Annotated in this window: 14 protein-coding genes and 2 tRNA genes; 10 read left to right on the forward strand and 6 right to left on the reverse strand. The window is 61.0% G+C overall.

What is annotated here, in order from left to right:
* Positions 1 to 229: 229 nt before the first annotated feature.
* The 4 genes from ACMRQN_RS05870 to ACMRQN_RS05885 all read left to right on the forward strand — a co-directional run bounded on the left by ACMRQN_RS05870 (position 230) and on the right by ACMRQN_RS05885 (position 6,616).
* The gene (locus ACMRQN_RS05870) at positions 230 to 2,200 is read left to right on the forward strand and encodes a S8 family peptidase (protein ID WP_418734203.1); all 1,971 of its coding nucleotides are present in this window, start codon (positions 230 to 232) and stop codon (positions 2,198 to 2,200) included.
* A 437-nt stretch (positions 2,201 to 2,637) separates the two neighbouring features.
* Entirely contained in the window at positions 2,638 to 3,879 is a 1,242-nt protein-coding gene (locus ACMRQN_RS05875; protein WP_418734204.1) for a phenylacetate--CoA ligase family protein, read from the forward strand.
* Between the two features lie 208 nt (positions 3,880 to 4,087).
* Complete coding sequence (locus ACMRQN_RS05880) at positions 4,088 to 4,666, forward strand: DUF2798 domain-containing protein (RefSeq protein WP_418734205.1); 579 nt, start codon at positions 4,088 to 4,090, stop codon at positions 4,664 to 4,666.
* Between the two features lie 375 nt (positions 4,667 to 5,041).
* Entirely contained in the window at positions 5,042 to 6,616 is a 1,575-nt protein-coding gene (locus tag ACMRQN_RS05885) for a sodium:solute symporter family protein (protein WP_418734206.1), read from the forward strand.
* 120 nt (positions 6,617 to 6,736) lie between these two features.
* On the opposite strand, the gene ACMRQN_RS05890 is transcribed toward ACMRQN_RS05885, so the two are convergent.
* Complete coding sequence (locus ACMRQN_RS05890) at positions 6,737 to 7,324, reverse strand: 5-formyltetrahydrofolate cyclo-ligase (RefSeq protein WP_418734207.1); 588 nt, start codon at positions 7,322 to 7,324, stop codon at positions 6,737 to 6,739.
* A gap of 144 nt (positions 7,325 to 7,468) precedes the next feature.
* Between ACMRQN_RS05890 and ACMRQN_RS05895 the strand changes: the two genes are divergently transcribed.
* Positions 7,469 to 9,139 (forward strand): Na+/H+ antiporter NhaC family protein, encoded by a 1,671-nt coding sequence (locus ACMRQN_RS05895; RefSeq protein WP_418734208.1) that lies wholly within the window; start codon positions 7,469 to 7,471, stop codon positions 9,137 to 9,139.
* A 321-nt stretch (positions 9,140 to 9,460) separates the two neighbouring features.
* Here ACMRQN_RS05895 and ACMRQN_RS05900 read toward each other — a convergent pair whose 3' ends face one another.
* From ACMRQN_RS05900 to ACMRQN_RS05910, 3 genes are all read right to left on the reverse strand, one after another.
* Positions 9,461 to 10,852, reverse strand: a complete 1,392-nt coding sequence (locus tag ACMRQN_RS05900; protein ID WP_418734209.1) for an NRAMP family divalent metal transporter — start codon at positions 10,850 to 10,852, stop codon at positions 9,461 to 9,463.
* Positions 10,853 to 10,855: 3 nt separating this feature from the next.
* Positions 10,856 to 12,208 carry a magnesium transporter gene (locus ACMRQN_RS05905; protein WP_296059145.1) on the reverse strand — a complete coding sequence of 451 codons (1,353 nt, stop codon included), beginning with the start codon at positions 12,206 to 12,208 and terminating at the stop codon, positions 10,856 to 10,858.
* 250 nt (positions 12,209 to 12,458) lie between these two features.
* Positions 12,459 to 12,535 (reverse strand) — tRNA-Arg (locus ACMRQN_RS05910).
* 260 nt (positions 12,536 to 12,795) lie between these two features.
* On the opposite strand from ACMRQN_RS05910, the gene ACMRQN_RS05915 reads away from it, so the two are divergent.
* The gene (locus ACMRQN_RS05915) at positions 12,796 to 14,139 is read left to right on the forward strand and encodes a citrate/2-methylcitrate synthase (RefSeq protein WP_418734210.1); all 1,344 of its coding nucleotides are present in this window, start codon (positions 12,796 to 12,798) and stop codon (positions 14,137 to 14,139) included.
* Positions 14,140 to 14,205: 66 nt separating this feature from the next.
* A complete protein-coding gene (locus ACMRQN_RS05920; RefSeq protein ID WP_158049958.1) occupies positions 14,206 to 14,421 on the forward strand; it encodes a hypothetical protein in 216 nt (71 codons plus the stop codon).
* 85 nt (positions 14,422 to 14,506) lie between these two features.
* Here ACMRQN_RS05920 and ACMRQN_RS05925 read toward each other — a convergent pair.
* A tRNA-Ser gene (locus ACMRQN_RS05925) sits at positions 14,507 to 14,594 on the reverse strand.
* A gap of 132 nt (positions 14,595 to 14,726) precedes the next feature.
* Here ACMRQN_RS05925 and ACMRQN_RS05930 point away from each other — a divergent pair.
* On the forward strand, positions 14,727 to 16,535 hold the full coding sequence (locus ACMRQN_RS05930) for an IS1634 family transposase (RefSeq protein WP_418734211.1): 1,809 nt from the start codon (positions 14,727 to 14,729) through the stop codon (positions 16,533 to 16,535).
* A gap of 339 nt (positions 16,536 to 16,874) precedes the next feature.
* The gene (locus ACMRQN_RS05935) at positions 16,875 to 17,927 is read left to right on the forward strand and encodes a branched-chain amino acid aminotransferase (RefSeq protein WP_330047257.1); all 1,053 of its coding nucleotides are present in this window, start codon (positions 16,875 to 16,877) and stop codon (positions 17,925 to 17,927) included.
* A gap of 214 nt (positions 17,928 to 18,141) precedes the next feature.
* On the opposite strand, the gene ACMRQN_RS05940 is transcribed toward ACMRQN_RS05935, so the two are convergent.
* Positions 18,142 to 19,473, reverse strand: a complete 1,332-nt coding sequence (locus ACMRQN_RS05940) for a helix-turn-helix transcriptional regulator (RefSeq protein WP_418734212.1) — start codon at positions 19,471 to 19,473, stop codon at positions 18,142 to 18,144.
* Between the two features lie 654 nt (positions 19,474 to 20,127).
* Here ACMRQN_RS05940 and ACMRQN_RS05945 point away from each other — a divergent pair.
* Complete coding sequence (locus ACMRQN_RS05945) at positions 20,128 to 26,373, forward strand: Spy0128 family protein (RefSeq protein ID WP_418734213.1); 6,246 nt, start codon at positions 20,128 to 20,130, stop codon at positions 26,371 to 26,373.
* The last annotated feature ends 144 nt before the right edge of the window (positions 26,374 to 26,517 follow it).

Consider the following 26,517-nt stretch of genomic DNA (forward strand, 5'->3'; position numbering starts at 1 on the left):
TTCTCTGGCCGGAAATGAGCGTATGCCGCGGTCCGTTGGTCGAATTGGTGAAAATGCGTTGGCGCGATTGGCGGGTATGCGGTGGCGCGAATGGTTAAAGTACGCTAGCGAAAATGGTTGGTTTTACAGTAGCGCTAACAATGCGGCCGAGCTCGCGGCTCCTTCGCCTGGGGAGCCCCAGATCCCCTCCGTCGACAAAGGGCTCTCCGCCGAAAGGGTCCTCTCCGACATGGAAGCCCTTGAAGCAAACGCCGACTACGAGCCCGGGACGCTGCTCGCGCTGATCGACGGAGACGCCGAGGTCGCCTCGGCGGGTATCTCTCTCAAAGAGCTCGCCGAGGCTCTCGATGGGGCCAACGGGAACCTTTCGGGAGGCACGGAATCGATTGACCAGGCGGGACGGTGCTCGCTGTCGCCTGCCTCCGCTGGGGACGCCGGCGACCCGGGCGTTCTGACGGGCATCGAGCCGGTCGCCGCGGGGGACTGGCTCGGCGGGCTCGTCCTCGCGCGCGTGCCCGTCCCCGAGGGCATGGATACAGAGGAGGCGGCGTCGCTGCTCGCGCAGGACGACCGGGTCGTCGACTTCTCGCTCGGGTACGTGTGCTCGCCGGAGTACGTCTCCGAGGGCGCCGAGGTCGAGGTGGCGACGGGCGACCCGATCTACGGCGAGCTGGACAAGCAGTGGCACCTCGCGAATGCGGCGGTCCCCGGGGCGTGGAGCTACATGCAGAACCCCGACGGCACGCGCGCCCGAGGGGGCGTGACCGTGGCGGTCATCGACTCGGGGTGCGACCTCGACCACCCCGACCTGGTCGGCAACCTCGACCTCGCGAACGCCTACGACGCGGTCGCCGGGGGCCCGCTCGAGGGGGACGTCCTGGCCAATGTCGACGCCGAGGACGGAGGGGAGAGCATCGCCTCCCACGGCACGCACGTCTGCGGGATCGTGGGCGCGGAGACGGGCAACGGCATCGGCACGGCGGGCGTGTCCTACGACGCGAGGGTCCTGCCGATCAACGCGATCGACCCCGCCACCGGCAGGACGGCGCCCGGCGCCATCGAGGCGGCGTTCGACTACCTGTTCGGCCTCATCGACTCGGGCGAGGACTCCATCAGGGTCGTCAACATCAGCCTGGGCTCCCGCAACGCGATGCCGACGGTGGCCGCGCTCCTCGGGAGGGCCCTCGACGAGTACGGCCTCACCGTCGTGGCGTCCGCCGGCAACGGCGCCTCGAGCGCCGCGCACTACCCCTCCGACTACGAGCAGTGCATTTCGGTGGTCTGCGCCAACCCCGAGGGGCGCAAGGACCCCAACTCCAACTACGGGCCTGGCACCGACGTGAGCGCCCCGGGGTACTGCGTGTGGAGCACCGTGGACGGCGGGGACTACGGCTACAAGACGGGGACGTCGATGGCCGCGGCCATCGTCTCGGGCGTCGCGGCGCTGCTCTACACCATGGACCCGGGCGCCACGCCCCGGCAGGTCAGGGACGCCATCGTCGGCGGCGCGGCGCCCCTCCCCGACCCGGAGGAGACGGCGGCGGGCATGGTGAGCGCCGCCGACGCGATGGAGCTGCTGCTGTTCGGGGTGGACTACGCCGACGTGGGCACCGAGGAGTGGTACGTCACGGGGGGCTACTTCACCTACGTGGCGAGGGCGGGGATCATGAGGGGGTACAGCGGGACCTCGAGGTTCGGGCCCTACCTCGACGTCACCCGCGCCGAGTTCGCCACCGTCCTGTTCCGCATGGCGAACCCCGGCTCAGGGGCGACGACCGACCCCTCCCTCTACGAGGACGACGAGACCGGCTTCTCCGACGCCGTGGGCGGCGAGTACTACACCGCGGCGCTCAACTGGGCGAAGCGGGAGGGGATCATGACGGGCGACGCCTCGTCGGGATACACCACCGTGCGCCCGAACGACTCGCTCTCCCGCCAGGAGGCGGCGGTCATGTCCCGCCGGTTCGCCGGCTCGCTCGGCGCCGACGTGGGGGTCGAGGGCATGGCGGCCCCCGCCGTCGAGGGCTGGGACGGCGTCGCCGAGTGGGCGCGCGACGCCATGACCTGGTGCTACCACAGGGAGGTCATCACCGGGTGGGACAACAGGGACGGCACCTTCTCGGCCCTCCCCCTCAAGACGGTCGACCGGTCCCAGATGACCAAGATCGCGACGGTCCTCGACATCGAGTTCGCGAAATAGCCCGGGGCCCGAGCGCCCCCGCATAGACCGACGCCCCCGTTCCCCGATGCCGGGAACGGGGGCGTCGTTGGTTCTGTGGAGGGTGTCGAGTCCCTGGTGCGAGGGGCTCGGGTTGATTTTGCCTAACTGTTAATTCGTAGCTCGGGGTGGGCTGGCTCTTCCCTCTCTCGCACAAAACGGCCCATGCCCTTGAAATCGCGGGCCGTTCGCCTACAATGGGCTTATGACGAACTCAGCCGACATCCTCTTTTCCGCAGCCGCGCGCAACGCGTTGGCTGGTCGATGGCTCTAGCTTCAAGACTCGTGAGCGAGCCTTAAAGCATTCTGGGCTATTTTCGCAACGATCTTGAAGCGCCTCTCAGTTTTGCAGCACACGCTGCGCCGCAATGCATTTCGGTTGCGTCACAATGCGACCATGTCATGAGAAGAGGACCATCATGCAAATGACCGACGAGCAACTCAAGCTCATCACCACCAAACTTTCCACCATCAAGGAGTGCTCTCCTTTCTACGCTGAGAAATTCAAGGACATCGATCCTGCTGACGTGCGCACACAGGAGGATTTCGAGAAGCTTCCCTTCTCGGAAAAGGACGACCTTCGCCGCGTGTATCCGCTCGGGCTGCAGGCGGTTCCCGACGAGGAAGTCGTGCGCATCCACAGCTCTTCGGGCACGACGGGCACGCCGGTTATCATCCCCTACACCGCCCAGGACGTGACCGATTGGGCGATCCAGTTTGAGCGCTGCTACCGAACTGCGGGCATCACCAATCTTGACCGCATCCAGATTACCCCAGGCTACGGTCTGTGGACCGCAGGCATCGGCTTCCAGCTTGGCTGCGAGCGCTTGGGCGCCATGGCGATCCCGATGGGGCCCGGCAACACCGAGAAGCAGCTCAAGATGATGCAGGACTTGCATTCCACGGTCATCACCGGCACGTCGAGCTACGCGCTTCTGCTCGCCGAGGAAATCTCCAAGCGCGGCCTGCGCGACAAGCTCGACCTGAAGAAGGGCGTTATCGGCTCAGAGCGCTGGGGTGAGAAGATGCGCCATCGCATCGCGAACGAGCTGGGCATCGAAATCTTCGATATCTACGGCCTGACCGAGATTTACGGCCCGGGCATCGGCATCTCCTGCGAGGCTCATCACGGTATGCATGTCTGGGAAGACTTCGTGTACGTGGAGATCGTCGACCCGAAGACGGGTGAAGTGCTGCCCGACGGCGAGGTGGGAGAAATCGTTCTCACCACGCTGCGCAAGCAGGGCGCCCCGCTCATCCGCTACCGCACGCACGACCTTTCACGCATCATCCCCGGCGCCTGCACCTGCGAATACGGTAGCCATCACCCGCGTATCGACACCATCGTCGGCCGCACCGACGACATGGTGAAGGTGAAGGGATGCAACATGTTCCCCGCGCAGATCGAGGAAGTCATCAACTTCACGGAGGGCACCTCGTCCGAGTACCAGATGATGATCGAGGCGATCAACGGCCGCGACGTTATCACGCTCCTGTTCGAGACCGCGCTCACGGGCGAGGACCGCGAGAAGTGCGAGCGCGAGCTCGAGGCGATCTTCAAAGCGAAGATCGGCTGCACTCCCGAGGCGAAGGGTGTGCCCATCGGCGAGTTGCCGCGTAGCGAGAAGAAGACCAAGCGTATCTTCGACAGCCGTTACTAGGCTTACACTTGGCCGCTTAAGTCGATTTTCTAGAAGGAGACCCTTGCCGTCCGCCGACGGCGAGCGGCAAGGGTTCTCCCATTTACAGCGCGCTTTCCCCCATTCGCCGCGCAGAATTCGGCTGTTTTGTGAAGCGCTCGAATCTACTTTTTTCTTTGGTATGTTAATTAGCGAAATCCAAACTAATTGAAGAGAGAGATTCACGCACATGACTGACTTGAGCATGCCTTCAAGCAGTGTGCGCCTTGGCGCCGCTGTTCCTGTTTCCGCACCCGATGTTGACAAAAATGCGACAGGTGATGTTTCTGTTGCAAAAGCCCCCACGAAAAAACGGCCGCTTCACAAGCAGCTCACTTTTGCGCTGTTCATGACGGGCGGCATGGTAACGCTTATGAGCCTGTACAACACCGCGTTGCACACCTGGTTCAACTTCACCCTTTTCGACTGGCTTTCCGGAATGTTTCTTCGCTGGCCTATCGCGTTTGTTGCTTCCCTTACGATTGGCGACGTCGTTGCGAAGCGCGTGCTGATGCCGCTTGTTCGGAAAAAAGTGTCTCCTACTGGATGGATCGCCTCACATATCACCCCGTTTTGCAAGGTAAATGCAATGGTTCCCTGCATGACGTTCTTCGCATCTCTGCTGTCTGCTGGTATTTCGCAAGACTTGCTGCCGCTGTGGGCTTTCACGTACGTGACAACTCTCCCGGCTGCTCTTGCCGTAAATGTGGCGCTTGTCGGCCCCGTAGCAAGGAAGATGTATAGTCTGGTGTTTGGCGAGAAGTTCTGATGCTGCGTGACTGTCCCCGCGCGCGGCAGAGAGGGGACCGCGCGCTCGCGGACGAATCTCGTTCGAAAAGGTAGGATTTCGATTTTCCCGCCTTTCCGAGCGCTATAGTGTGATAGAGTAGCCGCATGAATTTTGGTGAGGGACATATTGCGCACACCGTTGCATCGGCTGCGACCGATGTCTTTTCTGCACCCCTCTACTACTATTATTCCTATCGATATCTCTAGCACACGAGGCCTGGCTCGTTGCGCGCATGGGCGCGCAGGTTGACAAGGAAAGTCTCGCGTCGTGTGCGCCTTCCATGTTTTCCCTGTTCAAACTCGGTATGTGAAAACGTTTCACGTGAAACCCTTTGAGAATCGTTAGGAAACAGCAATGATCGCAAAACTATGCATGGTGCTCATCTTCATCGGCGTTGCCGTGGGCGTGGGTATCTACTGCCGCCGTTCGACGGCAAGCGTTGACGGCTTCGTGCTCGGCGGCCGAAGCGTCGGCCCTTGGATGAGCGCCTTCGCGTTTGGCACAAGTTATTTCTCGGCTGTGGTCTTCGTCGGTTACGCCGGCCAGTTCGGATGGAAATACGGCATCGCCGCATTCTGGGCGGGTATTGCCAACGCCGTTCTCGGCAGCTTGCTTGCTTGGTGGGTGCTCGGCCCGCGCACGCGCGAGATGACCCATCGCCTGGGCGCGACTACGATGCCGGAGTTCTTCGGCCTCCGCTACGACTCGAAGGCCCTGCGCGTTGCCGCCGCTGCCATCATCTTCGTCTTCCTCATCCCTTACACGGCGAGCGTCTACAACGGCCTGTCGCGTTTGTTCGGCATGGCGTTTGGCTTGCCTTACGAGTGGTGCGTTATCGGCATGGCAGTTGTGACCTGCATCTACGTCGTCGTCGGCGGCTACATGGCCACGGTGATGAACGACTTTCTGCAGGGAATCGTCATGCTGGTCGGCATTATCGCCGTCATCGTGGCCGTTCTGTTCAACAACGGCGGCTTCATGCCCGCGATCACCGAGCTTTCGCAGATGTCCTCCGATTTGGCGCCCGACATGGCGGGCCCGTTCGTGAGCATGTTCGGCCCCGACCCGCTGAACCTTTTAGGCGTGTGCATTCTCACGAGCCTTGGCACCTGGGGACTTCCCCAGATGGTACAGAAGTTCTACGCCATCAAGAGCGGTCCCGCGGTGAAGCAGGGTGCTATCATCTCGACGCTGTTCGCCTTCGTGGTCGCGGGCGGCAGCTACTTCTTGGGCGGGTTTGGTCGCCTGTACTCCGGCCAGGTCGAGATGGGCGCGAACGGCCAGCCTATCTACGACTCGATCATCCCCACGATGCTCTCCACCCTGCCCGATCTGCTTATCGGCATCGTCATCGTGCTCGTGCTTTCCGCGTCCATGTCGACCTTGTCCTCGCTCGTGCTCACGTCCTCCTCGACGCTCACGCTCGATGTGCTCAAGGGTAACGTCGTGAAGAATATGAGCGAGAAGGGCCAGCTCTCAACGATGCGCGTGCTCATCATCGTGTTCATCGTGATCTCGGCGGCGCTCGCACTCGTGCAGTACCACTCCTCGATTACGTTCATCGCGCAGCTCATGGGCATCTCGTGGGGCGCGCTCGCCGGCGCGTTCCTTGGTCCCTTCCTGTGGGGCCTCTACTGGGGCCGCGTGTCGAAGGCCGCCGTATGGGCGAGCTTCATCGTGGGCGTGGGCCTCACGACCGGCAACATGATCTTGGGATTCGTGGGCACGCCGCTTATCGCGAGCCCCATCAACTGCGGCGCCATCGCGATGATTCTCTCACTCGTCATCGTGCCGCTGGTGAGCCTCGTCACCAAGCCAGTGCCCTTCAATGTGAACCCGCCGAGCGCGGAGGGCGCAATCGATCGCGAGTACGTCCGCGAACTGCATCTGCAAAAGGAAAGGGAAGCGAAAGCGGCTTCTGCGGAATAGTCGTTCTGTTTGCGAAGGCCTTGCTGGCGAAGGCCCCTGTTGAAGGGCCCGTTGAAGGGCCCGCGCTTCAAGTTGATTTTGAAAGAGGAGACCGTTCGTTTCGGCGGTCTCCTCTTGCGTTTAGGCGGCGATGATCTTCGGCAAGGCGAGGTCGTGCGGCTCGGTCGGGACTGCCTCGACTTTTTGTTCCCGAAAGGCGATGCCGCACACGACGGCGTCACTTCGAAGCTCGCGCAGGAAGCGGTCGTAGTTGCCGCCGCCGTAGCCGAGGCGCATGTTGCCCGCATCGAAGGCGACCATCGGAACGACAACGGCGTCGATTTCGCGTGGACCGCATGGCGTGCAGCCGGCAAGCGAGGGGTCATCGGGGGTAACGGCGCGGGCGGGTTTGTCGAAGAAGGCGCGTCGCGTGCCGTCGAGGGGGACATCCCAAAACGTCATGCGGGCCTTGGCGTCGTTATCGTTTCGCACCATGACGGGAAAGGCGCAGGTCCACCCATGCAAGCGGGCGCTTTTCGCGAACGGGGCAACGTCCACCTCGCTTCCCAGCGCGTGGTAGACGGCAATGCGCGCCCCGGGCGCAACTGTACGGCCGAAGTATCGCGTGAGTTCTTCGCACGCTTTCTCGCTGCGAGCGATGCGCTCATCGGCGGGGATGGCGTTGCGCCGCGCGATGACGAGGCTCCTGATTTCTGCTTTCGTGTTCATGCCTGCAAGTATAGAGTGCCCGCAAACCTTGTTTCATTCTCCGAAAAAAACGCACATGTGCGCCCCGTCGCCGAAAATTCAAGGCATACTGAAACGGCCTGCAATTATGCAGGGGAAGTATCCGCCCACAACGAAGGGGTTCCTGTGGAAGGTTTCGACCTTATCAGTACGGGCGCTTGGTCAATCGTGCCGCCGCTTTTGGCGCTCGGGCTCGCGCTCATCACCAAGGAAGTGTACTCGTCGCTCACCATCGGCGTACTTATGGGCATGGTGATCTACCAGTTCACTCTCGCGGGGGTTGGCGTCGATCAGTTCATCGCGGCGTTCACCATGGTTCCACGAATGATGGCGACGCAGATCGCCGAAAACGGAGCGCTGTTGCTATTCCTTGCCTTATTGGGCGCGCTTACGGTGGTCATCGCGATCGCCGGCGGCTCGCGCGCCTACGCCGAGTGGGTGTCGAAGCACGTGAAGAACGCGCGCCTTGCGTCGGTTCTCACGGCGGTTCTCGGCATTCTCATCTTCGTGGACGACTACTTCAACTGCCTGACGGTCGGCGCGGTCATGCGTCCCATCACCGACCGCTTCCATATCAGCCGCGAGAAACTGTCGTGGATCATCGACTCCACGGCGGCGCCTGTGTGCATCATTGCGCCGGTCTCTTCTTGGGCGGTTGCCGTGGGCGGCTATCTGGGAGAAGACGGCTTCTCGACGTTCGTGCAGTCCATCCCCTATAACTTCTACGCCCTGCTCACGATCTTCTTCGTGTTCTTCATGCTGATTACGAAGCTCGATTACGGCTCGATGCGCGCGGCCGAGGAAGCCTGCGCCCAGGGGCACGATGCCGACGACATTCCGCGCGAGGGAAGCGCCCTTGCGGCGGTTTCGACGACCCGTCTTCCCGAGAAAAACGTCGAAGCATACGAAGGCGATCATCCGGGCGTGCCGTCGGTTGTGACCGAGGAGGCCGACATCGACGACGCAGCGTCGGGCGCGATTGACGAGTACAAGGGACTCAACATCTCCGAGAATGGCCGCGTGTTCGACCTGATCGTCCCCATTGTCGTGCTGATCGTGTTCTCGATTCTCGGCATGATGTACGTGGGCGGCTTCTTCGAGGGCGTCGACTTCGCCACCGCTGTCGGCGAGGACCCGGTGACGGGCCTGTGCATCGGATCTTGTGTGGCACTCGTGGTCTCGGCTGCGATGTTCCTGCCCCGTAAGCTCACGACGCTCGAGGGTTTTGTGGAAGGCATCTCCGAGGGCGTGCGCTCGATGGTTGGCGCGATCATGATTCTCGTTCTGGCATGGAGCTTGGGCGGCCTGTGCCGTCATCTGCTGGGAACGGGCGAGTTTGTGAGCGGCGTACTGAACGGGCTTGGCGTGGGGCTTACCCTTCTGCCTGCGATCATTTTCCTGGTGGCGGCGTTCATCGGCTTCGCCATGGGCACTTCCTGGGGCACGATCGCGCTTATTCTTCCCATCGTGATCGGCGTGTTCCCCACCGACGACCCGCTGTTCCTCGTGGCTGTCGGCTCAACGCTCGCGGGTGCAGTCTATGGCGACCACATCTCGCCGATATCCGATACGACGATCCTCTCCTCTGCGGGCGCAAAGTGCAACCACCTGCGCCACGTTGCCACGCAGATTCCCTACGCGACGCTCGTTATGATCGCGTGCTTCATCTGCTACATCGTGGCTGGCTTCACGGGCAATCCGTGGATCTCGCTCGCGCTCGGTGTGGTCATCATCGTTGTTGCAGTGATTACACTTCACAAGCTGAATTTCGGCGTGAAGAAGGGCGAGACGGCATAGCTTCTCATTGGCAAATAGCGGCTTGAGGGGCGCGCCCCAAAGGCTATGCGAGAATGGCGGTTTCCGAGAGGAGGCCGCCATTCTTGTTTTATCTGCGTAAGGGAGAATAATCTTATAGCTGGATATTAAAAAGTGCAAACAATTCTATCGAAAAATAATCCTATTAAACGATATAGCAGTGCGATGGCAATCGCGCTGCCAGCCCTTCCCGATTGGCGGGATTCACTTCTTACGGGGATGGAGCTTCTCGCCTCAAAGGGAGCAAGCATGAGCCCTGCTTGCATCGGCGCGCCCGACATCCCCTGCTTGCGGGCCCTCGCGCTATTCGATGCCGAGCACCTGCATCACGAGGAGCGCGACGGTGAGCACGGTCACGATGGCGACCGTCACCCAGATGAGGATCTGCGAGAGGCGGCTCGATTTGAAAGCCCCCATGATGTGCTTGTCCGAGGCGATGATGGCCATGAACACGAGGAGCACGGGAAGGATGATGCCGTTCACAAACTGGGCCGTGAGCATGATTCCCATGAGGTTGACGTTCGGGATGAGCACGACCACGGCGCCGATGATGATAACGAACGTGAAGATGCTCTTGAACATGGGCGCCTCGCGCCACTTGAATGACACGCCTGCTTCCCAGCCGAATGCCTCGCAGATAACGAAAGCCGTGGTGAGGGGTAGAACGCAGGCTGCAAGGAACGAGGCTGCGACCAGGCCGATGGCGAAGAGCGCCTCGGCGTACTGCCCAGCGAACGGGGCGAGGGCGCGCGCTGCCGCCTCGGCGCTGTCGACCTCGATGCCCTGCGGATAGAGCACGGCACCCGTGGTCACGATGATGAACCATGCGACGAGACAGGCTGCGATGGTTCCCGATACGGCGTCGATCTTCTGCTCGAAGAGCTCGTTGGTCGTGGTGCCCTTCTCGACGACGTTGCTTTGCGTGAAGAACATCATCCACGGGGCGATCGTCGTACCGATCATCGCGATGACAAGCGATATCCAGCTCACGCCGCCGGTGATTTGCGGAACGACGGTCGAGGTGAGAGCATCGTTCCAGTCGGGCCCGGCGAGCACCGCCGCGATGATATAGGTCACGAAGACGAACGACAGCGCGAGGAACACGTTTTGCACGCGCTTGTAACTGCCGCCGACGATGAGCAGCCAGACCGTCACCACAGCGATCGGAACGGAGATGTACTTCGAGACGCCGAACATCTCCATGCCCGACGCGATGCCGGCGAACTCGGAGAACGTGGTGGCAACATTGCCGACGAGCAGGGCGAACATGGCCAGTGCCGCGAGGCGAATGCCGAATCGTTCGCGGATGAGCGCAGCAAAGCCCTTGCCGGTGGTCGCGCCCATGCGGCTTGCGGTCGTTTGCACCACGATGAGCAGGATGCACATGATGGGGATGACCCACAGCGTTGTGAAGCCGAATTTCGCGCCCGCCGTGGAATACGTCGAGATGCCGCCCGCGTCGTTGCCCGCCATGGCGGTGACGATGCCAGGGCCCATCGCGGCGAGGATGAGCAGCAGCCGGTTTTTCTTCTTGCCGTCCTGACCGTCGGTTTCTGAAACGCTCGCCTTGTCGGGGAGCGCTGCCCCCGTCGCCTTCTTCTGCTTGCCGCTGACGCCGAAGGCCTTGCCGGGGATGGGGGCAAGGGTCTTTGCCGCGCTCTTCGCAGCGTCCGCTTTCTTTTTTCCGAACACCATGGCTTATCTCCAGGAATAACCGATGATCTGGAACAGCACGAGCGTGTAGAGTACCAAAAAGAGGATAGCCGCCGCAGTGGCGCCCAGGCCGAGCAGGACGCTCTTCTTCGTCTTATCGCCGCTCACGTCATCTTCGATGGCATCCCACGCGTCGTCGGTGGTGACGATGCCCAAAAGCTTGCCGCGCTCGTCGACGACGGGCATTGCGGGGAGGTCGTACTTGAAGACGTCCGCCGCCACGTCGTCTTCCGTCTCGTCGGGGGAGGCGGTGATGAGGTCGGTGTACATGATGTCGTGCATGACCTTGCTGTCGTCGGTTAGGACGAGGGTGCGCAGCGACAGCACGCCGACGAGCTTGTCGTATTCGTCGAGCACGTAGACGTAGTGGACTGTCGGATGCTCTTCGGGCAGCTCGCGCAGCACTTCGATCGTCTCGCGAACGGTGAAGGTTTCCGGCACGGCGACGAACTGGGTGGTCATCATACCGCCCGCGGTGCCGTCCTTGTACCCCAAAAGGCGGCGAATCTCGGCGGCGTCTTCCACGCCCATCAGGCGTAAGAGCGCTTCGGCCTTCTCGTAGGAGAGGTCGCGGACGATGTCGACAGCGTCGTCGGGATCCATGTTGCCGAGGACGTTCGCGGCCTTGGCGTCGTCGAGGTCCTCGATGAAGTCGGCCTGGTACTCGTCTTCCATTTCGGAGATGGCCTCGGTTGCCTGGCTCTCATCGAGGTGCTTGAAGACGTTCGCGCGCTGCTGCGGATCGAGCTGCTCCAAGATGTCGGCGACGTCGGCGGGATGCAGCTCGTCGAGGCGCTTGTGCGTGACGGACAGCTGCACTTCCGAGAGGTCTCGGTCGAGCAGGTCCATATAGTTCCAGGCGATGATGCGCTCGTCGATCTGCTTGTGGAAGGTTTTCGCGACGGAGACGACGGCGCGCTCGAGCCAGGGGGCAAGCCCTCGCAGGATGCCGCGAATGCCCACTTCAGCGCCGAGGAGTCGCAACTGCGTGCCCGACTGCGAGAGCTTGAGGTCGTTTACGCGCACGACCTTAAGCCCCTGGGTGTCGACGATTTGGCGATCCATGAGGTCGCGCGCGAGAAGTACCTCGTCAGGCTGCAGGTAGCTGAAGCGGATGTCGGGCGAATCGACGGAAAGCTTAATGCCCTCGTCGTCGAACTCGTCGACGTACTTTCGCCAGGAAATCATGAAGGGCACTTTGCCCGGCCCTTGGAAGGCGAGGCTCGTGATGCGGGGGAAGACCTCGCCGGTTGAGATTGCGAGGTCGGAGATCGTGCCGATTTTCTCGCCGGCGGAATCCACAACGGGCTTCCCCAGCATTTGGGATAGATAAAGCATGGCGCTCCCTTACGTTCTGATGCGCCGTTAGGCCGTGCTTTGGAATCGTACCACTCGGGGGAATATTCCCAGGTAAAATCTTTGTCAGGCCTGGCGCATTGCAGTCGACCCTCGACTGCCGACGCGGGGAGCCGAAGGGTTACATACTGTGAGGCTTATGTTTTCGAACCTTCAAGTACGGACCTTTCCTCCAACAATAAAAAAACCGCACGTGTTGGTGACCCAATCGTTGCGGAGTAATAAGCTGAAATGGTGCGCCATGAGGGATTCGAACCCCCGGCGTACTGATTCGTAGTCAGTCCCTCTATCCAGCTGAGGTAATGGCGCACTTCTAAACAGCAACGGATATTATGCCAGTGGATGAGGAAGGTGTCAACAACTTTTTTCAAAAAAATGGCGGACAAGTGTGTCGCGCCTGTTCGCGCGCCGTTTCGCAAGGGCTGTTTCGCCTCATTTTCTGGGGCGCCCTCTTCTCCTTATTGCGCGCAGGTTACATTCTCGCGCAGATTTGCCGAATCCCGGGAGCGTTGAGCGGTCAGGCGTTGCAAGGCGTTATCATGGTGAAACGAGAATGAAAGGTGACGCGCATGAACGACGAGCGTATCGATCTCTATAAGCAGTTCGAGAGAATCAATTACATCGACCCATCTTATTACGAGAAGTTCCGCGTGAAGCGAGGCTTGCGCAATGCCGACGGCACCGGCGTGCTCGCGGGCATGACGAACATCTCGAACGTGCACGGCTATCTGCTCTCCGACGGTGACAAGCTGCCGGACGAGGGCTCGCTGCGCCTGCGCGGCTACGAGATCACCGACCTGCTCGGCGAGGAGAGCTCCACGACTCGCTTCAGCTTCGAAGAGGTAGCCTACCTGCTCCTTCTCGGCGAGCTGCCCACGCGAGACCAGCTTGACACCTTCATCGCCGCGATTGATGCGCAGCGCGAGCTGCCCGACGGCTTCACCGCGTCGATGATCCTGAAGGACACCCCGCCCGACATCATGAACGTGCTTGCTCGCTCGATCCTTCTTCTGTATGCCTACGACCCCAATGCGGAAGACCGCTCTCCCGAGCACGAGATCAACACGGCGATTTCCCTCATGTCGCGCGTGCCGCGCATGATGGTCCTTACCTATTACGCCCAGCAGGCGCGCTACCACAATGGCTCCATGATCATGCATCGCTTTATCCCTGGCCAGTCGACGGCCGAGACCATCCTGTCGATGCTTCGCCCCAATCGCGAGTTCACGCCGGAAGAGGCGCGCATGCTCGACGTCATGCTGTGCCTGCATGCTGAGCACGGCGGCGGCAACAATTCCACGTTCACCACACGCGTCATGTCCTCGGCCGACACGGACCCGTATTCGGTGTATGCGGCGGCCATCTGCTCTCTTAAGGGAAAGAAACATGGCGGCGCGAACCACCAGGTCAGGGCGATGCAGGCCGACATCAAACAGCATGTGTCGAATTGGGAAGACGACGACGAAGTTGCCGACTATCTGGCGAAGATCGTGAACAAGCAGGCCTACGACAAGTCGGGCCTGGTCTACGGCATGGGACATGCGGTGTATACACTCTCCGACCCGCGCGCCATGATTTGCAAGAAGTATGCGAAGAAGCTCGCCGAGGGAACGGAATTCGAGGCGGAATACCGGCTCCTCGAGAGCATCGAGCGCCTGGCGCCCGAGGTGATTCTGCGCGAGCGCGGCACGAAGAAGGACATGTGTGCGAACATCGATATGTATTCTGGCTTCGTGTACTCAATGATGGGGATTCCCGAAGATTTGTATACGCCCCTGTTCGCCTGCGCCCGTATGGCGGGCTGGGCTGCACATCGTTTCGAGGAGATCGTTGCGGGCAAACGCATCATTCGCCCGGCATATAAGAGCACGCGCAGCGGAAGCCGTCCGTACACGCCGATCTCCGAGCGCTAGTTTTTGTTGGTAAGGGCGCTATAATGCCCTTACCAGGAGGAGTTGGAAGAGGGAGAGGAGGTGCGCATGCCGCCGAAATTTCCGAAGGGCAATGTGCGGCTTATGACCGATGAGGACCTCGACGGGTTCACGCTCGATCAGCTGAAGTGCCGCGCATGCAGTGGCTATGGAAACTGCGGTTACAAGCAGATGAACATCTACAACGGCAAGGCTGTTTCCATCTGCCAAATGCGCAAGAAGAAGCTGCAGTGCGAACGCGATGGCGTTCCCTTTGAGATGTAGCCTCACGGATGGGCCTCGCGACAAGCGGGGCCCATCTGCGTTGACGGCATGAAAAACGCCCGAGAATCTCGGGCGTGTGTTGACCTGGCGGAGGAAGTAGGATTCGAACCCACGGAACCTTTCGGCTCAACAGTTTTCAAGACTGCCGCCTTCAACCACTCGGCCATTCCTCCAGTGAGACCAGATTATATCAGGTGCTTGATTGTCGCGGCGTCATCTGTCGGAATTCTCCAAGTCTCCTCCCGACTTTTGCAGCATAACTGAATAGATTCCAGATTGTTCGCCCAGTTCAACGGGCTTTTTCTTTGTCAAGTTTTTACGACTTTATACGCCGTTGTCTGGCTGGGTATGGTATAATCAGGCATCGTGTAAACCCAGGTCAGGACGGCTATATGTACCTCAGGAAGTCGAAGAAGCCCAACGGGCGCACTTACCTAACCATCGTGCAGGGCTACCGCGACGAGGACGGCAAGAACAAGGCCAGGACCGTCAGGAGCCTCGGCTACGTCGACGCCCTCGAGGCGGAGTTCGACGACCCCGTCGCCCACTTCGAGGAGGAGTGCAGGCGCATGACCGAGGAGGCCGCCAGGGCGCAGGCGCCCGTGACCGTGGAGTTCTCGGCGGTCAGGAGGATCGGCAAGCGCGCCGAGGGCCGCGTCGAGCTCGGGGCCGCGGTGCCCTCCGCCTACCTCCACCGTGACCTGGGCGTGTGGTCGTTCTTCGAGCGCAAGCGCACCTCGCGCGGCTTCTCCTACGACCCCTGCCGGATCCTGGAGCTGCTCGTGTGGGACCGCATAGCGCACCCCTCCTCCAAGCGCGCCGCCTGGGAGGCCAGGGGGAGGTTCCCCCGCAAGTGCGGCTTCACGGCCGACGACGTCTACCGCTGCCTGACCTACCTGGACGAAAACGCCGACGCGCTCGTGAGCTCGATGAACGCGTCGCTGGAGGAGTCGCGCGGGCCGCGCGACGCGTCGTGCCTGTACTACGACGTCACCAACTACTACTTCGAGTGCGACGAGGAGGACGGCTTCAGGATGCGCGGCGTCTCCAAGGAGCACAGGCCCAGCCCGATCGTGCAGATGGGGCTGTTCCTGGACTCCGACGGCCTGCCCCTGGGCTACGAGCTCTTCCCCGGCAACCGCAACGACATGACCACGCTGCTGCCGGCCATGTCCAAGGCGGGCGTGCGCGACCTGCCCTGGGGCGAGCGGGTGGTGGTCGTGGCCGACAAGGGCCTCAACACCTCCGCGAACATCGCCGCGTGCGTGCTCGACGGCAACGGCTACATCTTCTCGCAGTCCGTGCGCAAGGCGACCAAGGGGCTCAAGTCGTGGGTGCTCGACGACGCGGGCTACGAGGAGAGCGCCTCCGGGTCCTTCAAGATCAAGAGCCGCATCTCGGAGAAGGCGGTCTACGTCGCGGGCGAGGACGGGAAGAAGCGCAGGGTCACGGTGCCGGTGAAGGAAGTGGCCTTCTGGTCGCGAGACTACTTCGAGCGCAGCCGCCGCGAGCGCGCCAAGGTCGTCGAGAAGTCCAGGGCCGCCGTGGCCCGCGGCGACCTGTCGTCGGCGGCGGCGAAGACGTCGGTGCGCTACGCGAGGGACGTGCCCGTCGTGCGCGAGACCGGCGAGGCCGCCGACCACAGCCGGGTCGTCGACGAGGAGGGGATCGCCGCCGACGAGGCCATGGACGGCTACTGCTGCATCGTCACCTCCGAGCGGGACATGGACGACCGCGACGTCATCGACGCCTACCGCGGGCTCTGGAGGATCGAGGAGTCCTTCCGGGTGATGAAGGGCGACCTCGGCGCGCGCCCGGTCTACTGCTCCACCGAGTCCCACATACGCGCACACTTCCTCGTCTGCTACGTGGCGCTGCTCGTCATGCGGCTCATGCAGCTCGACACCGGGCGCAGGCACTCCGCCTCGGAGATATCCGCCGACCTCGCCCAGGTGGTGGGCCACCACATGCGGCAGAACCTCTATCTCTTCGACCACCGCACCGACCTCACCGACGAGCTCGCCGACGCCGTCGGGATCGACCTGTCGCGCCAGGTGCTCACCCGCGCCCAGATCCGCTCGATAATGGCGGATGTGAAGAAACCGAGGAGCTAGGGCGTACCACGCCGGAAAAAGTCACAAGAAAGAGGGCCGTTCTCCCAGCTCAGCGTAGGAGAACAGCCCTCTTTGGCTGCAAAAGTTAGGTTATATCAGGTGCTTGATTGTCGCGGCGTCATCTGTCGGAATTCTCCAAGTCTCCTTTGGGCGCGCGGTCCCCGACGGTGCCTCGTCTTGCGCCCGTCGCGCTCGTTCCAACCCCCGTCCAAGAGCAAGCTCCCTATTCATAGCGGTTCAATATGTCCATTCGGCAAATTTTGCTTTACGCGGCTAAAGTTCGTTGTATCGTGCAAAATGCGTATATGAATTCGCGCCAGTATTTATGAGGAGCAAACGATGACCGTCGAGAAAAAAGACCTGGACTGGGGCAGCCTCGATTTCGGCTACCATAAGACCGACTACAGCTTTGAAGCGCATTGGAAAGATGGTGAATGGGATGAGGGCGGCCTGACCACCGATCACGACCTGCACCTTTCCGAGTGTGCGGGCATTTTCCACTATTGCCAGGAGGTCTTCGAGGGTCTGAAGGCCTACACCACCGAGGATGGCTCGATCGTCTGCTTCCGCCCCGACATGAACGCCGAGCGCATGTTCGCCTCCGCCGAGCGTCTCGAGATGCCCGGCTTCCCGAAGGACAAGTTCGTCGAGGCCGTGAAGGCCGTTGTGAGCGCGAACGCTGCTTGGGTGCCGCCGTTTGGTTCGGGTGCTACGCTCTACGTGCGTCCGTTCATGATCGGTTCGGGCGAGGTCATCGGCGTTGCCCCCGCTCCCGAGTACACCTTCCGCATCCTGGTCACGCCGGTCGGCCCGTACTTCAAAGGCGGCTTGAAGCCGATCAAGCTGCGCGTCTCCGAGTACGACCGCGCCGCACCGCATGGCACGGGCAACATCAAGGCGGGCTTGAACTACGCTATGTCGCTGCGCCCGACGATGGAGGCGCATCGCGGCGGTTATGCCGAGAACCTCTATCTCGACTCCGAGTCGCGCACTTACGTTGAGGAAACGGGCGGCGCAAACGTGCTGTTCGTGAAGGAGGACGGCACGCTCGTGGTGCCGAAGTCCCACACCGATTCCATCCTGCCTTCCATCACGCGTCGCAGCCTTGTTCAGGTTGCGAAGGATTTGGGCATGACGGTCGACGAGCGCTATGTCACCTGGGAAGAGGTCGCTGGTGGCGAGTTCGTTGAGTGCGGCCTGTGCGGCACTGCGGCGGTTATCTCCCCAGTCGGTCAGATTGACAACAAGGTCAACGGCGCCGACCAGGAAGTTGTCTTCCCTGCTGGTTGCACCGAGATCGGCCCGGTGATGAAGAAGCTCCGCGAAACGCTCACGGGCATCCAGGACGGCGCCCTCGAGGACAAGCACGGCTGGGTCTGCAAGATCGGCTAGCGCGCAACGGATGCGAACACGCTTCGGATTCAACTAATTGCAAGATGAAAGGCCTGATGGGTAATGCCATCAGGCCTTTTTGATGAAGGATTGCTTCCGCGATGGCGCCGCTTTCGTCTTCGCCGTTCGCGCCACTTGTTGCTGGCGCCTTCGCTGCTCGAGTTTATTCGCCGCTGGCATCTTCTGCGCTCGCGCTTTCTGCCTTCTCGCTGGGCTAATCCTCGCGGTTCTCCCTTGCTTGCGCGCCGTTTTGCGACTCCTCGATGAAACGCGCGGTCAGGCCGGTGCGCGTTTGGGTGCCCGTCTTCTTGTACAGCGAAGTGAGATGATGTTGAACGGTTCGCAGCCCGACGCCCAGCTCTGCTGCGACGTGCTTGAGCGGCCGTTCATCCGAGACCACTGCAGCGAGAACGTCGCTTTCCCGCTTCGTGAGTCCATACGACTCGCAAAATGCCGCAAGAGTCTCCTCGGGGCTTCGAGGAGGAGCCATCTCGGGGGGTTCTTGGTCGGTATCAACCGCGCTCTCATGATCGGGCGTTTCTTCGGCGCCTGCTGACTTTTTGGAGTACGACGAGATGCGCGCTTCATAGTCGGGGGCGAGCATTCCTGCGCGCGTCATCAAGATGAGGACGGCTGCGAACATCACGAACGCGAGCGAGGTGAGCGTCATGTCGTTGGTTTGCGCGAGGGTGGCCGAAGGAATCGTGACGACCAACGCGACAACATTGCTGATAACCTTCCCCATTCCTGCCCACAGTTGGGGAACTCGCATATAGGCCGCGAGCCAGATGAACAGTGACAAGTAGAAAACGGCGAAGATCCCCGATCCTGCGTAGAACACAACGCGGCAGACGGTGATATTCAAGCCCGATCCCGCGGCGAGCGCTGCGGCCATTGCGAGGAATGCGACGCAAAGAACCACCGTTCCCATATGGTGACGGCGATCAATATCGAAGAAGACGCCTGCAGCGACTCCGCAGATCGCAACAACAAGCCGCGGCCAGACTTCGGCGTACTGGTTGACCCAGGGGGTTCCGAGTGAAGTTACGCTGTTGAGGACGTTAAACAGCACCGCGAGCAGAATGGTCAGCGCGACAAGTTGGATGGCGAAGCGCCGTGGCTCTTGAAGGCTGGGCGAAGCGGCGAATCCCTGAAGGCCGAGAATTTTGCGCGGATATATCGGGTTGCCCACGCTGTCGACTACTGTTCCTTCGCGGGGGGCTTGAAGCGACGGCCAGCCGAAGAGCGCCACGAGCGAGAAGGCGATGATACCAAGGCCTAAAAAGGCGGCGTCGCCCGCTCTTCCCAGTGGAATGTGGAAGCAAATCAGATGAAGGAGAATCCCTGCGGCATGAGCGAGCGCGACGCACGTGGTCAGGCGATCGCTTCGCGCAAGCATCATCGCCACGCCAAAATAAGCACCGCCGCCGAGGACGCCCATAATGAAAAACGAGAGGTAACCAGCTCCGACAATCGCGATAGGCGAGGAGACCGTCGCTGCAACGATGAGGCTTGCAACCCAGAGGATGGCGAAAACGAGAGCCACTCCCCGCCGTTTTCTTCGAGAAAGCTTCAAGCTGTAGAGCGGATAGCAGAGGAATCCCAAGGCATTGAGGCCCATTATCGGGACAATTGTTGTAACGAACCCAGGCTCAAGCGAAAAAGATGACATGCTCGAGAGGTAAAACGAATTGCTCTCGAGAAAAATGAAGTAGAAGAGCGCGAGCGAAACCATCGCGACAAAGGTATTTTTCGCAATGGCGTTCATAAAAAGTCTTTTCCGATTCTTGATTGAACAGTTTTCCTCTGACCGTCATTATACAGGTTGAAAATGGGGTAGGTGATTGCGATATCGTGAACGACCCTTTCAAGGGGGACATTTTGGCCGAGTCGCCGAAATCGCCGCAAATTGGGATGCTTCGCGTCCTATTCCTTTTCGAAAATGCGGACCGTCGATGCGAATAGACGGGTAAAACTCACAAGGGGGGTTTCGTATATACGAAACCCCCCTTGCGCATCTACGAACGTTATCCTCTCGCTCGCTTCCCCTCATGATGGAAGGGTAGTAGTGCGCAAGTCGATGCGCGTATACGAGGAGAGGAGAAATGAATGGAGACGGGAATAGGAAGGGTGCCGTTTCTGGCGCGAGACAGTATCGAGCACATGAAGACCCCGAGACAAGTGGGACGGAGGTTTCATCATGAAACGCACCAAGATTCGTAACATCTTACTTTCAGCGCTTCTCGCGCTGACTGTCGGCATGCCGACGCTTTCGTTCGCCGATGAAGGCGCTTCTGCGGGATCGGGCGCGTCGGGCGTGAGCCCCATGCCCTATGCCGCAGGTGATAAGGGCACGGTGGCCGACCCCAACACGGCAAGCTCGTGGAGGGACTGGGGCCTGGACTACTCGACCCAGAGCGTCGGCCGCATCTGGACTGATAAGACGGTGTCGACTGAGGACATCGTTCTGACGGGTGCGGACGGGACGATGACGATCGCGAAGAGCCCCGAGGCGGACTTCCTCACGGCGTTCTCGGCGCTTTCGTCCACATCGAACTTGAAGTCGAAGATCGCGCAGCCGCTCGATATCGTGCTGGTGCTCGACGCTTCGGGCTCGATGGACGATCCTATGGGCAATGGCGACAGCACGAAGAGGATCGACGCGCTCAAGGTTGCGGCGAACTCGTTCATCGACGAGATCGCGAAGCAGAACGCGAACATAAGCGACCCCGCCCAGCAGCATCAGGTTTCGCTCGTAAAGTTCTCGGGGGATAAAAGCAATCAGGTTGGTAACGGTACCTATCGCAAGGGCGGGTACACCTACAACTTCAGCCAGGTGATGAAGAACCTGACCTCGTGCGTCGGCTCGTCGGCGGACGAGTTGAAGTCGACTGTCAATGCCATCAGCCCCGCCGGTTCGACGCGGGCCGACTATGGGTTGGAGCTTGCGGCTGGCCAGAAGTCGGGTCGCGAGAACGCCAAGAAGATTGTGGTGTTCTTCACCGACGGTTCGCCAACGAGCAGCAGCGGTTTCGAAGACGGAGTGGCGGGCGATGCCGTCTCCGCCGCCAAGTCGATGAAGGACGCGGGAGCGACCATTTACTCCGTCGGCATCTTCAGCGGCGCGAATCCCTCGGTTGACCCCACGAACAGTGGCACCAGTAACGAAAACAAATTCATGCACGCCGTGTCGAGCAACTATGCTACGGCTAGCTACACCGACCAAGGCTGGGTAATCTCCAATTGGGTCTGGAGCTTCGGAGCCCGCGCGACCGATTCCGATTTCTACAAAGCGGCTTCGAACGCGGCCGACCTGAAGACCCTCTTCGACGAGATTTCCCAGGAGATCACAAGCTCGACGGGCCTTCCCACCGAAGTTCAGCAGGGCTATGACCCCTCAACTTCGGGATACATCACCTTCACCGACCAGCTCGGCGACTACATGAAGGTCGATTCGTTCACGACAATCGTGTTTGAGAAACAACTGTTCCAAAATCCGGTGAAAAAGACGAGCGGAAACGTCGACACGTACACCTTCTCAGGCGAAGCGGGCAACGTGCTTTACCCTTCGGGCAATTTGAGCTCGATTGTCATCACGGTGACCAAGTCGGATAATCTGGCGACGGGCGACCTCGTCGAAGTGAAGATTCCGGCATCGCTCATTCCGCTGCGTCATTTCCAGGTTGACGAATCGGCTGGTACGGGCCATGTCGACATGACGTTCCCCATTCGCGTGTTCTTCGAGTCGAGCGTGAAGGAAGACGTGGAGAGCGCGCTGGCCAACCCCGATGCGACGCTTGCTGCCTACATCGAGGCAAACACTACCGGCGATGGAGTGGCGTTCTACGCGAACAAGTGGAACGGTGGGGAAGACGGCGACGTCCTGGCGACGTTAACCCCCGCAAAGCCCAATAGCTACTACTACATGACTGAGGAAACGCCGATTTACACGGATGAGGCGTGCACGGTGCCGGCCAAGGGCGCATTGGGCGCAGACGGCACCTATTACTACAAGCGCAGCTGGTACGAGATCAACAACGGGAAGGCGACGCTGCAGTCTGGCGCCATCCAGTTCTCGGGCAACATTCCTGAGGCGTGGCTTGGCTATATCGGCACTGATGCTTCCGGCAACGCGGTATTCAAGTCGGGCACCCCGCGCTTTACCTACATCAACGAGCTGCGTACGGTCAAGGGTGACAATCCGACGGCGACGGCGGCGACGGTGCTCAATCCTGTGTGGTCGGGCAGTAATGTCGCCTGCCATCTGGGCAATAACGGAAAGCTTGTCATTGAGAAGCCGGGCACGCTGGCTATCTCCAAGTCGCTGGTCGTCCCCGAGGGCTACGACCGCGCCGAGTTCGGCAACGACACGTTCACCTTCACCATCGAGATTGACAAGGCGGAGGGGCAGGAATTCCCCGCCGAGGTCCGCGATGCGAATAACGAGCCGGTGGGCGACGCGTTCACCATCACGTTCGACAACAACGGAAAGGCGACGCATTCGCTCAAGGACGGCGAGACGCTCTATATTCGCGGCTTGAGCGCAGGCTGGGAATATCTGGTCAGCGAGCAGCCCACGATGGGTTTCGATCAGATAGCTCCTGCGGAAAACAACGACCCGCAAGATGCGACGGGAACGATCGCTGCTGGTGCGCAGGCGAAGGCTGAGTTCACCAACACGTATCGTCCGAGCGGCACGCTCGATAACGACGATGCCCTTGCCGTCAAGAAGGTGCTGACCGGTCGTAGCTGGACCGACAACGACGCCTTCCGTTTCATCCTTACCCCGGTGACCGACAGCGCTCCGATGCCGCTTGACGAGAATGGCGAACCTGTTGGTGCGCTTACCCTCACCAAGCAGGACCTGGTTGACGGCGGTTATGCGGCTGGCACGTTCGGCAACATCACTTACACGAAGTCCGGTACGTACGTGTACGAAATCAGTGAGGATCAGACCGTAGGTGCCGGCGCTGGCATGTCCTTGTCGCAGGCGCGCTATCGCGTGGTCGTCACGGTGACCGAACAGCTTGCGGAGCAGGGAGACAAGGCCATCCATCAGGGCATACTGAATGTGTCGAGCGTCATGGTGCAGATCAACGACGACGACGGCGCAAGCGTCCAGTCCGATGACGGCGTCGATGCCGCAACGTTCACCAACGAATTCGCCGCGAGGGAAGCGAAGTGGAATCCCGCGGTGAAGAAGGAATACACCGACAACTCGGGCGCGAATCCCCTTGCGCGCGGCATGTTCAACTTCCGCATCGAGCCAGTCGTGGATTGGGCCCCGATGCCCGCAAACCCGATCGGCGAAGTTAACGCCGACGGCAGCGTGACGTTCGGGGACATCGTCTTCACGGGCGATATGATCGGCGAGTCGTTTGAGTATCGCATCACCGAGTTGGTGCCGGATGGTGCTGGCAACTGGGTCAACGTTGCCGACGCTGACGCGTCCCAGCTGCAGACCGGGATGATCTACGATGAATCCACGTGGGTCGTCAGGGTAGACATTACGAGCGAGGTAGTCGACAACGAGCGGGTCGTGGTGTGGACGGCGAGCTACCGGCTTGCCGACGCGGCGCAAGGCTCTCAGGCCGAGTCGTTCGCAACCTTCCGTAATTCCTATACGCCTACGCCCGCGAGAGTTCCCGCCGAGGACTTCGCGGCGGGCGCCAAGACGCTCACCGGTCGCGACATGCTCCCGAACGAGACCTTCGGGTTCGTGCTGCTTCCCGCCGATGACGCGACGCAGTCTGCCATCGCGAACGGCGCTGTTCGTCTGACGAGCACCGATGCGGTCGCGCTGCGAGGAACGAACGGCCAGGCGGTCAACTTCTCCTTCGGCGATGCAACGTTCACCAAGCCAGGCACGTATACCTTCATGGTGCGCGAGAACTCGTGGAACAGCCAGCGCATTCCCGATGATGGGACCCAGGGCATGACGTTCGATCGCCATACCGCCACAATCGTGGTGACGGTGACCGACAACAACGGCGTGCTTGCGGCAACGCGGACAGTCGAGAACTCGCTCGACTTCACCAACCGCTATACGGCGGAAGGCGACTACACCGGGCTCGTCCTGAGCAAGACACTCAACGGCCGCGATATGGGCCAGGGCGAATTCACCTTCCACATCGCCGGCACCAATGACGCTGCTGCGGCGCTGCTCGGCGGTGACGGCACGCGCACGTTCGTGAATTCCGAGCCCCGTGCCGCGGGCGTTGCGTACGAGGCGACCCTGCTCACTGACCTGCACTTCACGCAGGACGACGCGGGCAAGACGTTCACCTTCGATGTGTACGAGAACGTGCCTTCCATCGGGGCGCCTGGCATGACGTACGACAAGACGATTCATAGCGTTGTGGTCAGCGTTGCTTCCGACAACGCGGGCGCGCTTGTGATCACGACTACGGTCGATGGCGTGGCTGGCAACAAGGTTTCTTTCACGAACGCCTATGCGGCTGACCCCGCGGTGTTCGATACCCAAGCGGGATTCGGGTTGTACAAGGTGCTCGAGGGGCGCGATTGGGAAGCCAATGACGCGTTCAGCTTCCTTCTCGAGCCGGTGACCATGGGTGCTCCGCTGCCGGGCGATACCATGGTGACGGTCGGCGCCGATATGGTCGACCCTGCTACGGGCCATGCCCCGATTTCGTTCGGGGACATCACGTTCAACCAGGCCGGTGTCTATAAGTACCGCGTGACCGAGGCGAACGCTGGGCACATTATCGGCGGCGTGCAGTACTCGAGCAACGTTGCCGAGTTCACGGTAACGGTAACCGACGTTGATCAAAACGGTGTCCATGCGGGCAAGCTTGAGGCGACCGCCCAGCTCACGACTACGCCCAACACGCGCGAGTTCACGAACGTCGCCGGTTTTGAGTACGACGACAACCAGATTCCTGTGAACGCGTTCAAGCGTTTCGTCAACAACTCCGCGGTCGAAATGCCGGATATGACGGGGCTGTTCACCTTCGAGCTGACCGCTGCGGAGGCGAATGCTCCGATGCCGACGGCGATGACGGCGCACAACGGCGCCGACGGGTCGGTCGACTTCGGCGTGATCACGTTTGATGCGAGCCTGTTCGACAACGGTCCTATCGTGATCAACAGCGCCCCTGCTGCTAAGTCCGCCGCGAGCGAGGCGAGCGCAGCTGGCGAGGCGGTAGCGAGCGACGTCTCTGCGGCAGACGCTGCGGCGGCATCTGAGGCTGGCGCTTCGGGCGCCGATGCGGGCGATGCTGCCAAGGGCGAGGGAAGCGCACCTGCCGACGCAGGGGCTGCTCCTGCTGCTGACGCCACGGCGGCTCCTGCGGCAAAGCCTGCGGGCGATGGCCCGACGACCGACAATCCGCCTGCTGACGCCAACACGCTCGTGTTCCACTACACCATCACCGAGAAGGCGGGCGGACACGCTGACGTGACGAACGACCCGAACCCCGCTTTCGCCTTCGAGGTTACGGTGACCAGGGACAACGCTGGCAACGTCACGGCGAATGTGACTAACGTGCAGGATTACGTGAAGGGCACGCCGCTGCGCACCTTCACCAATACGTACACCTACACGCCGCCGATCATCCCCGATCCTGACCCGATTTTCGCGGCTCCTGTGGCGAAGAAGATCCTTGAGGGTCGAGCGCTCGTCGCGGGCGAGTTCTCCTTCGAGCTGCTCGAGAACGGCAAGGTCGTCTCCACGGGCACGAACGATGCTGACGGGAACGTGGTGTTCTCGGACATCGAGTTCACCGAGGCGGGCACGCACATCTACACGATGCGCGAGATTGGTGCGGGCACCACGGCTGCCGGTGTCACCTATGACGCGACGACGTACCAGGTCACGGCCGATATTGTGGAGATCGACAACGAGCTGAGGGTTGACTTTGCCATCGATGGCGCCGATGGGGCGGTCTTCAAGAACGCCTATAAGGCCAAGGGCACGACGGTGATCATCGGAGCGACGAAGACCCTCGAGGGTCGTACGCTCGCGGCGGGCGAGTTCACCTTCAAGCTGACGGGTGCCGACGGTCGCACGTACGAGGCGAAGAACGCCGCTGACGGCCGCATCGAGTTCCCCGCGATTGAGTTCGACAAGGTCGGAGCGTACGACTTCACGTTGGTCGAGATGAACGACGGGCAGACCGGTATCACCTACGATGACCGCTCGTACAAGGTGACCGTTGTCGTGACAGATGACGGTAAGGGCAACCTGGTCGCGAATGTGACCTGGCCGAATGGAACGCCCCCGACGTTCAAGAACACGTACACGAAGCCTGTTCCCGCGGTGACTCCGGGCACGCCTGGCAAGCCGCCTGTGCGCTTCGCGAAGACGGGCGATGAGACGATGCCCATCGCGTGTGCGGCGACTCTGGCGATTCTCGCGGCGGGCGCTGTCGGCGCTGTGGCGTTCGGTGCGCTTCGCAAAAGAGAGAAGGGGGATAAGAGACAGTAACTGATCGACTATGAGCCCCGATGCGGCCGCAGCACCCCAGCATCGCGATTTGATCACGCGATGTAGGGCCTCTCGATCGAGGCCCGTGTGGCCGCGGGGCACCCTTTGGCCCCGACTGTAAGGTAGTGCGCAGGTTCTTTCCTT

The organism is Ellagibacter sp., from assembly GCF_048412355.1.
Lineage (GTDB): Bacteria > Actinomycetota > Coriobacteriia > Coriobacteriales > Eggerthellaceae > Ellagibacter.

Excerpts from the sequence above, each read along its gene's own strand:
- ACMRQN_RS05945 (WP_418734213.1), top strand. The coding sequence starts at position 20,128 with ATGAAACGCACCAAGATTCGTAACATCTTACTTTCAGCGCTTCTCGCG.
- ACMRQN_RS05870 (WP_418734203.1), top strand. The coding sequence starts at position 230 with ATGGAAGCCCTTGAAGCAAACGCCGACTACGAGCCCGGGACGCTGCTC.
- ACMRQN_RS05885 (WP_418734206.1), top strand. The coding sequence starts at position 5,042 with ATGATCGCAAAACTATGCATGGTGCTCATCTTCATCGGCGTTGCCGTG.
- ACMRQN_RS05915 (WP_418734210.1), top strand. The coding sequence starts at position 12,796 with ATGAACGACGAGCGTATCGATCTCTATAAGCAGTTCGAGAGAATCAAT.
- ACMRQN_RS05875 (WP_418734204.1), top strand. The coding sequence starts at position 2,638 with ATGCAAATGACCGACGAGCAACTCAAGCTCATCACCACCAAACTTTCC.
- ACMRQN_RS05935 (WP_330047257.1), top strand. The coding sequence starts at position 16,875 with ATGACCGTCGAGAAAAAAGACCTGGACTGGGGCAGCCTCGATTTCGGC.
- ACMRQN_RS05880 (WP_418734205.1), top strand. The coding sequence starts at position 4,088 with ATGACTGACTTGAGCATGCCTTCAAGCAGTGTGCGCCTTGGCGCCGCT.
- ACMRQN_RS05920 (WP_158049958.1), top strand. The coding sequence starts at position 14,206 with ATGCCGCCGAAATTTCCGAAGGGCAATGTGCGGCTTATGACCGATGAG.
- ACMRQN_RS05890 (WP_418734207.1), bottom strand. The coding sequence starts at position 7,324 with ATGAACACGAAAGCAGAAATCAGGAGCCTCGTCATCGCGCGGCGCAAC.
- ACMRQN_RS05900 (WP_418734209.1), bottom strand. The coding sequence starts at position 10,852 with ATGGTGTTCGGAAAAAAGAAAGCGGACGCTGCGAAGAGCGCGGCAAAG.
- ACMRQN_RS05905 (WP_296059145.1), bottom strand. The coding sequence starts at position 12,208 with ATGCTTTATCTATCCCAAATGCTGGGGAAGCCCGTTGTGGATTCCGCC.